The organism is Halorubrum sp. AJ67 (assembly GCF_000513435.1).
This window is the reverse complement of the sequence record NZ_CBVY010000002.1, coordinates 349013-352032: the sequence shown is the minus strand read 5'-3', so window position 1 is coordinate 352032 and position 3020 is coordinate 349013. Positions and strand designations below refer to the sequence as shown.

Annotated in this window: 5 protein-coding genes; 4 read left to right on the top strand and 1 reads right to left on the bottom strand. The window is 69.3% G+C overall.

The features are described from left to right. Both BN903_RS03460 and BN903_RS03455 read left to right on the top strand, forming a co-directional pair. On the top strand, window positions 1-314 hold a 314-nt coding region (locus tag BN903_RS03460), incomplete at its 5' end, for a universal stress protein (RefSeq protein ID WP_048076383.1). A 119-nt stretch (window positions 315-433) separates the two neighbouring features. After that, window positions 434-1492, top strand: coding sequence for an NAD(P)/FAD-dependent oxidoreductase (locus BN903_RS03455; protein ID WP_048076382.1), 1059 nt, complete (start codon window positions 434-436; stop codon window positions 1490-1492). 101 nt (window positions 1493-1593) lie between these two features. On the opposite strand, the gene BN903_RS03450 is transcribed toward BN903_RS03455, so the two are convergent. After that, window positions 1594-1887, bottom strand: coding sequence for a hypothetical protein (locus BN903_RS03450; protein WP_228840999.1), 294 nt, complete (start codon window positions 1885-1887; stop codon window positions 1594-1596). A 330-nt stretch (window positions 1888-2217) separates the two neighbouring features. Here BN903_RS03450 and BN903_RS03445 point away from each other — a divergent pair, with 330 nt between their 5' ends. Together BN903_RS03445 and BN903_RS03440 are read left to right on the top strand one after the other, a co-directional pair. Beyond that, window positions 2218-2511 carry a hypothetical protein gene (locus tag BN903_RS03445; RefSeq protein WP_048076381.1) on the top strand — a complete coding sequence of 98 codons (294 nt, stop codon included), beginning with the start codon at window positions 2218-2220 and terminating at the stop codon, window positions 2509-2511. Window positions 2512-2605: 94 nt separating this feature from the next. Beyond that, on the top strand, window positions 2606-3020 hold a 415-nt coding region (locus tag BN903_RS03440; protein ID WP_048076380.1), incomplete at its 3' end, for a DNA adenine methylase.

Below are 3020 nucleotides of genomic sequence, written 5' to 3'. Positions count from 1 at the left end.
CGCTGTACGTCGTCGACACGGCGACCGACTGGGACATGGTCGTCGAGCGGCGCGAGCGGACCGGCGAAGACCTCGTCGAGTCCGTCGAGGCCCGGGGCGCGGCCGCGGGCGTCGACGTGGCGAAGTGGTTCCGCTACGGTGCCACCCACGAGGAGGTGATCGACTTCGCGGCGGCGCACGACGCCGACCTGATCGTGGTCGGTTCGGCCCGTCGCACGGGTCTCGACCGCCTGATACACCCGAACCCGCTCCCAGGTCGGCTCCAGCGCGGTGCCGACGCACCGGTGCTCGTCGTCGGTCCCGACGACCACTGACCGGGGCCATTCCTCTCGGCGCGTTCCTTCACTCGGTGCGCCTCCTCCTTTCGATCCGTCCTGGGCGGGCGTCCCCGCCGCACGCGACCGGTTAAGTGGTCACGGTCCCAACGGTCGGTGTGACTGACGTAGGCATCGTCGGCGCGGGTGCCGGGGCGGCCGCGGCGGCGTTCGTCATCGATCGGACCGTGCCCGACGCAGACGTGACCGTCGTCGAGAAGTCCGGGGGGTTGTGCGGGCGCGCGGCGACCCGCCGCTACGACGACCTCACGTACGACTACGGGGCGAACTACCTGAAGAGCGACGACGACCGCGTCGTCGAACTGATCACGGAGACGCTTGACGACGAGGGGCTCGTCGACGCGACCGAGCCGGTGTACACCTTCGACGTCGACGGGACGGTGTCGCCCGGCCGCGACGCCGACGAGCACAAGTGGAGCTACCGGCGGGGGCTCACGCAGATCGCCAAGCGGCTGTTCGGCCGCACCGACGCGACGGTCCACCGACGGACCCGCGTCGAGACGGTCCGCCGAGTCGACGGCGCGAACCCGACCGACGACGGACGCTGGGAACTCGACGACGCCGACGGGGAGACGCACGGCCCGTTCGACGTCCTCCTCATGAATCCGCCGGCCCCGCAGACCGCCGACCTGCTCCGGACGGCCGAGTGGGACGACCCGCTCCGAGAGACGCTCGTCGAGGCGGTCGGCGCGGTCGAGTACGGCAGCGTCTGGACCGCGGTGTTACACTACCCGTTCGCGCTCGATGTCCCCTACTACGCGCTCGTCAACACCGACAAGGAACACGCGGTCGGGTGGGTCTCCCGCGAGGAATGTAAGGCCGGTCACGTCCCCGACGGGGAGACGCTGCTCGTCGTCCAGGCCGGCGGCGCGTGGTCGGCGACGCACTACGACGACGACCCGGCCGAGAACGTCGCCGCGCTGGCGGCGCACACCGCCGATATCCTCGGCGATGAGCGACTCGCCGACCCCGCGTGGACCGATCATCAGGGGTGGCGCTACGCGCTCCCCGAGGACGGCGTCGACCGCGGTCCGGTCGACTCGGCGCGGGACGCGGGGCTGTACCTCCTCGGCGACTGGGTCGCGGGCGAGGGCCGCCTCCACGCCGCACTCGCGAACGGACTCGACGTCGGCGAACGCGTCGCGTACGGGATCTGAAAACGACCGACTGCGACGCGGGCGACCGCGTCGCGGTCGGAAAAGGGATCTTCTCGAAATCGGTTCGACGACGGCCCGACGGGAGCCGGACGGTCGCGCGGTCAGTTCGTCGTAATGCGGTACTCGACGGTGCCCAGTCCGGGGAGCGTGAGCGTCTGGACGCGGCCGCTGCGCCGTCGCAGGGTCCGCAGGACGGACCGCGAGAGGACGGCGAGCGCGACGGTGCCGGTCAGCAGCGCGACGGTGGCGACCGGGTACGCGAGCGCGACGAACGGACGATGACGAGCGCTAAGTACACGAGCGTCCCCAGCGGGGAGCGTCCGGCGGGCGGCGATTCGGATCCGGCGGGTCGGTGCTGCTCCGCCGAGGTGATAGAGCCTTGGTACATATCTCACCGTACACGCTCCGACGACTAAAACCTTTCACTTCTCAAATAGGTTTTGAGAAATGCTACCACGCCTCTCCCAATCAGAGGTTCTAAAACGGTTGTTAATGGGGTGTAAGACGTACCATGGTAGATGTTGTTATACTTCTCATAATTTTGTGACTTCCGTCGAACCGCGGTCGCGATCGGCTCCGATGCCGGGAGTTTTTGACGGACGAATGCGGCGTTCGCGGTCCGCGCCGTCGGCTCCGTCCGCTCGTCGGCGACCGTGGACCCGTCCCGGGTTCGGCGGTGCTTTTATTTCGGTCCGATACCACGCGCAGATACGGATAGCCACACGATGACACTCGATACTCCCACTACCGATCCAGCGGTCGTCGTCGCGGCGTCGGAGCGCAAGCGCGTGGTCGCCGGTCTCGCGGACGGCACCGTCGAGACGGTCGCGGATCTGCGCGTTCGCGGGCGGGCCGACGAGATCGCGGCCGAACTCCGCGAGACCCACCTCCCGGCCTTAGAGGAGGCGGGCTACATCGAGTGGGACCGCGAGGCGGGGACCATCAAACCCGGGCCGAACTTCGAGGAGGCCGCCGAGCACGTCGACGACCTCCCGATGCCGGAGCCTTCCGACGACTGACCGCGGTCGCCGATGTCTCCGCTTCGATCGGGAGTCGCCGTCGCGGACGCGGCCCGAGACGTTTATCCCCGGCCGCGGGCGACACTCGACAGCGATGGCCGAGCCGATCCTGAAGTGGGCCGGCGGGAAGCGACAGCTGCTCGACGAGCTGTATGCCCGGTTCCCGGCCTCGTTCGGCCGGTACCACGAGCCGTTCGTCGGCGGCGGGGCCGTCTTCTTCGACCTGGAACCCGCCCGCGCGACGGTCAACGACGCGAACCCGCGGCTCGTGAACTTCTACGAACAGGTCCGGGACCGCCCCGAGGAGCTGATCGCCCGGCTCGCGGCGTTCGACGACCCCGAGAGCGACTCGGACCCCGACCTGCCGTACGCCGACGAGACCGCGCGCGGCCGGGACGTGGACGGCTACTACTACCAGCAGCGCGCGCGGTTCAACCGCCGCCCGTACGAGGGGGAGTTCGACCCGCTGGAGGAGGCCGCCCTGCTTTTATACCTCAACCGCACCTGCT

What these genes read in the sequence shown, in the direction of transcription:
- BN903_RS03445 (WP_048076381.1), top strand. Translation starts at nt 2,218, where the DNA reads ATGACACTCGATACTCCCACTACCGATCCAGCGGTCGTCGTCGCGGCG.